This window comes from Streptomyces sp. NPDC002088 (assembly GCF_040296605.1).
Lineage (GTDB): Bacteria > Actinomycetota > Actinomycetes > Streptomycetales > Streptomycetaceae > Streptomyces.
The window spans coordinates 1-5,187 of record NZ_JBEOXO010000079.1 but is presented as its reverse complement, the minus strand read 5'-3'; the positions used below and the strand labels follow the sequence as shown (position 1 = coordinate 5,187).

Here is a 5,187-nt window from a genome sequence, read left to right as displayed (position 1 = left end):
CTCCGGCGCCTGCAGGACCGCGTCCGCGCGGACACCGGAGCGGTTACGGCCCGTGCTGGGCAGGTTGAGCGCGACCTCGGTCGACCAAGAGAAAACGCTGCCGATCCCTTCCACCGTCCCGGCCGCCGCGACCGCTGCGGTTGGAACGGTCGTCGGGGCGAGCGCCGTGGTGCTCACGCCGGTGATCGGGCGGGTCGCGGCCGGCGGGGTGCGGGTAACGGCGATGACCGTCTCGTTCACGGCCATCGCGTGCGGGGCGCCGGAGCGGGCGGCACCCCGCGCGGTGCCTCCCCCGATCCCCCGGCCGCACTGCCCGCCCGTTCCGCCCGCCGTCCCCTTCACCTCTCCTTCTTCTTGTTCTTGGGGTGAGCGCGGGGTGTGCGGAGGGGGATGTCGGGCTGGCGACCATGGCCAGACAGGTGTGGTGACCTGCGGATATGCAGGCTTGCGGGTGGGAGGGTGCGGACTGTTGTGGGCGGGGTTGTCGGCGGGGGTTACGGCCTGGTCGGGGGCGGTGTTGTCGCATCGTGACCGTGGCCGGGCTTTCGTGGTCGGTTCTCTGGTCGGGGCTGGCTGCTGCCGTGGTTCGTACGCGCGGCGCCGGACAAGGACGGTGCCGCTCTCCTACGGACAGGGGCGGGAGCAGTCGACGATGACGATGACGAACGTGGATGCGGGCAGTGGTGACCGGCTGGCGTTGGCCGTGCTGGTCCAGTACCGGATGGCCACGACCGAGCAGATGCATCTGGTGATCGCGCCGGGGGTGCGGATCGAGCAGACCCGCCGCCGGCTGGCCAAGCTGCGGACCGAGGGGCTGGTCGACCGGATCACCCTGCCGCAGGCCGGACGGACCCGGGTGTGGTTCCCCACCGAGTACGGCGTGGCCGTCGCTGGTGAGTGACCGGAGCTGCGGGGGCGGCGGGCGCCGAAGAAGGCGTGCGATCCGACCGCCGTCCGGCTGCGGATCGGGCACGGACTGACCGTGTCCGAGACCGCGCTCGCCTTCCTCCAGGACGCCCGCCACCGCGGCGACTTGTGCCAGCCGTTGGACTGGATACCGGAGGTCTATCACCCCGTCGGGGGCAGGGAGGCCGTCATCCCTGATGCCTTGATGTACTACCGGCGCGGCCCCGGCGACGGTGACGGTGACGGGGGTGCGATGCTGCGGGCGTTCGTGGAGGTCGACCGGGCCACCATGGGGCCCGAACGCCTCGCCGCCAAACTCGGCGCCTACGCGCGGCTCCACCAGTACGTGCCCGGGCCCAGCACGCGGCCACGGTCGTTCAACCAGGAACCGCAGGAAGAGGCATGGCGGCGGCAGTACCCGCTGTTCCCGCGGCTGCTGTTCGTCCTGGACGGCACCGGCCCCGCCGGGATCGAGACCCGTATCAGCGCCCTGCACGCGGCCACCGGGGACCTGGCGCTGGCCGGCTTCCTGCGCGAGGTGCCCGTCCTGGCGGCGCCGCTGGTCGACCTGCTGCACAACGGCCCCTCCGCACCCGTGTGGCGCCCTGTCCACGACCCCGACCGGAGAGTCAGCTGGATGCACTCACCGCGCTCGTGACCGCGCATTGCGCAGACCTGCACAATGCCCCGACCACAGGCCCGACCACGACCACCATCTGGGCCCCGACCACGGGACCGACCATTGCAGGTCACGGCGTTGCGCAGCCCAGCCAGCACCGGTTGCGCAGCACCGTCGGCCACTGCCCCGGATACACACTCGGCGGCGCAGCCCACCGCCCGCTGCTGCGCAGTTGACGCTCACTGCCAGTTGCGCGCCACGCCCGTTAGAAGTGCCGCGCTTCGCACTCGCACGCATCTCGTCGGCCTGGCCGTGATCTGCGTGGCTCTGTGCGAGCGGCCCCGCCTTAGCGCTTGCCATGGATCGCGCGGATGATTTCTGCGACGGCGGACAGAACCGCCGCACGGTGTTCCGACGCAGTGCCGCTAAGGGCGAATCTCGCCACAAGCACCGCAGCAACCGCGACAATGAGCATGGCGGCAAGAGCCACCGCCATCCAGACGAGCACGGGGTCCACCCGGGGGCTCCTTTCGATCTCTATCCGCTCCTTCAGCGGGTGCGATCCCAGGAGAAGGCAGCCGTGCGCCACACGTCACCACCTTCCGGACGGGCCGGATTCGGCACGTGACTCTGCTGGCCAGGAGCGTGCCGGAGACATCCGAGCCGGACAGACCGGATGGCCGGTTGTTGGAACGCGGGAGAAGAGGCCGTAAGGACATGAGGGCACTCACATCGATTCCCCACGAAGGAAAAGCTGCGTTTGCGGAGGCCCTGCGGGTCCTGGAGGAGCAGGCCAGATACAGAACCGGTGACCCCAAGCGGTCCCGTGCCAAGGCCATCAAGGAGGCCAACGACACGTGGCAGGACGAACTACCCACGCTGACGACGTCGACCGTGTGGGAGTGGGTCCAGTACGGACGGGCGCCGCAGGACTTCCGGCGCTTGTGGGCCTTTGTCAGCGTGCTGCTCGTCTGGAGCGGACGCCCCGTCACCCGGGCAGACCGTGATCTATGGAGGCGCCGATGGACCCTTGCGCAGGCCACCGGGTCCCGCCGGCCTCCTTCCCCGGCGCTTCCTCCCGCTCACCTCGTGCCGGAACAACAGCGACTTGGACGGCCCGTGAGTGAGGCCGGTCCATTCGCTCTGGATGTCCACGAGGCGAGTGACATCGGCGGCGATGCTCGACTTCCGCTCTTGCCTGCGTACGTGCGACGGGATCACGACGATAAGTTGGCAGAAGTCGTCGCCTCCGCCATGTCGAGGAGCGCGATGGCGGTTCTGGTCGGCGATTCCTCGACGGGCAAGACACGGGCGCTCTGGGAGGCGATCCAAGGACTGCCGACGGGCTGGTTGCTGTGGCTCCCCCGTACGCCAACGCCTCCCCGCTCACTTCTGGAGGGCCTGACCGAGAGGTTGGTGGGACCGCAGACCGTTGTGTGGCTTAACGACACCCAGCACTACCTGAACACGGAACTTGGCGAGCAGATCGCGGTGGCCCTGCGCGAGCTCTTAGACGATCCTGACCGCGCCCCGGTATTGGTGCTCGGCACCTTGTGGCGCGAGCATCACGGTGAGCTGAGCCGGCCGCCGACGGCCTGGAGAGACCCGCACCCCCAGGCCCGCCAACTGCTCCGCAGCGTCGGGGTCCTTTCAGTTTCTGACACATTTTCCGCTGAAGAGACGCGTCAGGCGGCCGCAAGCGACGATCCCCGGCTGACGCGCGCTGCCGGGGAGTCCGGCGGACGCATCACCCAGTTCCTGGCGGGTGTTCCCGAATTGCGCCGGCGCTACGAAACGGCACCCGCCACTGTCCGGGCGGTGCTGGACGCAGCGATCGACATCCGCAGGTGCGGTCACGGACCGGATATCTCGTCCCTTCTACTAGAAGAAGCCGCGTTTCAACTGCTCGACGACGTCACTCTCAGCACACTGAAGACCACTTGGATTACCAAGGCGCTCGATTACACCAGCGCGCCCTGTTACGGCGTTCGTGGCCTCGTGACGGCCACTCGGCCCAGCCAGTCCCACTACCGCCTCTCCGACATCATCGAGCAGGAAGGACGCCAGGCACGCGCCTCGTCGGTCCCGCTTCAGCCCTTCTGGGAGGTGCTCCGCCGCCATGCCGATGCCCCCGAACTCGTACAGATTGGATCTGAAGCACAGACCCGCGGCTTGTTCCACGAAGCCTCGCTCTTTTACATGGCTGCCGTCCGATCAGGTCACCGCAGAGCTGCTTGGTCACTGGCCAGCATGCTGGAAGGCTGCGACCGGGTCTCTGAGGCCGTCCGCTGGTATCGCTGGTGCGCCGAATCCGGTGTCGACGACGATGCCTACGCCCGGGTGGCCTGGCTGACCGACCGATTCTCCGATCTCGATCCGGAAGACAGCATCCGTTGGCTGCGCAAACAGATCGAGACCGCCCCAGAGAGGGGCTCAACCACCAGTACCGAGGCTGCTTTAGAAGCCCTCGCCAACCTTCTGGAGGACCGACGCGACGAGCTGAACCGGGTACTGAGCCACCACTACGGAGTGGACGACGAGACCGAGCTGCGAGAGCTTGGCGACCGACTCGCCTACCTCAAGGACGATCCGGTCCCGCTCCGATACTGGGACGACGACGAGCTTCACATAGGGAGCCTGATGAGCGGTCCCAACCCGGCCATCATCTGGATAGGTGATCCACTCGTCCGTGCCGGCCGGATCGATGAGGCCATCCACCACTATCAGTCGTTCTCCGGCGAGAGCACCTACGCAATGCGCCAGGCCGTCAGACTCATGCAACAGGCAGGTCGGACCGAGGAGGCGACCGACTGGCTCCGGCGAGAGCTGAGTTCCGGAAACGAAAGAGCCCTGTGGATCACCGCAGAGGTGCTGGCACGGACGGGGCACGCTTTTGAGGCGGAGCAACTTCGCAGATACGGCGTCGAACCGGACGACTCCATCGCCCGCCCATGGACAGCCGAACCATCCTGCCTCGATGACGTCTGAACCGAGGAACATGCAACTTCACCAGTCCTCAGCCCTCGGCCACGCGAGAAGAGGGTCGAAGAGCACACCCCGCAACGCCGCCTCTTCACCAGTTGGACGGCGGCGTGGAAGCAGCGCAGTACCGGGAGGTGGGTGCGCGCCGCGGAGCATGCGGCCGGTCGACGGCGTGGACTACGACCATGTCGCGACCGGGCGTGCATCAGCGCCCTGCGCGCGGCCGCCCGGCGGGACGTCGCACTGGCGGCGTTCGAGCGCGAGGCCGCCGTCATGACGGCGGCGATGACCGAGCCGCTCCAGCACGGCCCGTCCTCGCCCGTATGGCGCCCTGTACGCGACCCCGACCGGAGAATATGAGCTGGATGCACTCCGCGCACCCGTGACCGGGCGCTGCACCGGCCTGCGCAATGCCCCGACCACGGCCACCAGGACCCTGACCACAGGCCCGACCATTGCAGGTCACGACGTTGCGCAGCCCATCGCGCACCGATTGCGCAGCCCGCCGCTACGGGGCGCCAGTTGCGCAGCCCACCGCTCCGCGGCGGCAGGCTGCGCGGTCCGGCCGGCACCGGTTGCGCAGCACCGTCGGCCACCGCCCCCTGGTGCGCGCTCGGCTGCGGCTGGGCCGGCGGGTCAGAGGCTGCGGGCGGTGATGTCGCCGCGGGAGGTGGTGGCGC

At 68.7% G+C, this 5,187-nt stretch carries 4 protein-coding genes and 1 pseudogene; 3 read left to right on the top strand and 2 right to left on the bottom strand.

Annotated features, from left to right (window positions below; genetic code table 11):
- Window positions 1-342: pseudogene (locus ABT114_RS49900) on the bottom strand (hypothetical protein); the annotation flags it as partial.
- Between the two features lie 310 nt (window positions 343-652).
- Between ABT114_RS49900 and ABT114_RS50855 the strand changes: the two are divergent.
- Both ABT114_RS50855 and ABT114_RS50850 read left to right on the top strand, forming a co-directional pair.
- Window positions 653-901 (top strand): replication-relaxation family protein, encoded by a 249-nt coding sequence (locus ABT114_RS50855; RefSeq protein WP_502988541.1) that lies wholly within the window; start codon window positions 653-655, stop codon window positions 899-901.
- A gap of 6 nt (window positions 902-907) precedes the next feature.
- On the top strand, window positions 908-1,564 hold the full coding sequence (locus tag ABT114_RS50850) for a replication-relaxation family protein (RefSeq protein WP_502988542.1): 657 nt from the start codon (window positions 908-910) through the stop codon (window positions 1,562-1,564).
- A gap of 307 nt (window positions 1,565-1,871) precedes the next feature.
- Here the strand turns inward: ABT114_RS50850 and ABT114_RS49890 are convergent, their stop codons facing one another.
- Window positions 1,872-2,042: a hypothetical protein gene (locus ABT114_RS49890; RefSeq protein ID WP_351153909.1), complete on the bottom strand. Its 171-nt coding sequence runs from the start codon at window positions 2,040-2,042 to the stop codon at window positions 1,872-1,874.
- A 200-nt stretch (window positions 2,043-2,242) separates the two neighbouring features.
- Here ABT114_RS49890 and ABT114_RS49885 point away from each other — a divergent pair, with 200 nt between their 5' ends.
- Window positions 2,243-4,513, top strand: coding sequence for an SEL1-like repeat protein (locus ABT114_RS49885; RefSeq protein WP_351153906.1), 2,271 nt, complete (start codon window positions 2,243-2,245; stop codon window positions 4,511-4,513).
- The last annotated feature ends 674 nt before the right edge of the window (window positions 4,514-5,187 follow it).

Excerpts from the sequence above, each read along its gene's own strand:
- ABT114_RS50855 (WP_502988541.1), top strand. The coding sequence starts at position 653 with ATGACGATGACGAACGTGGATGCGGGCAGTGGTGACCGGCTGGCGTTG.
- ABT114_RS49885 (WP_351153906.1), top strand. The coding sequence starts at position 2,243 with ATGAGGGCACTCACATCGATTCCCCACGAAGGAAAAGCTGCGTTTGCG.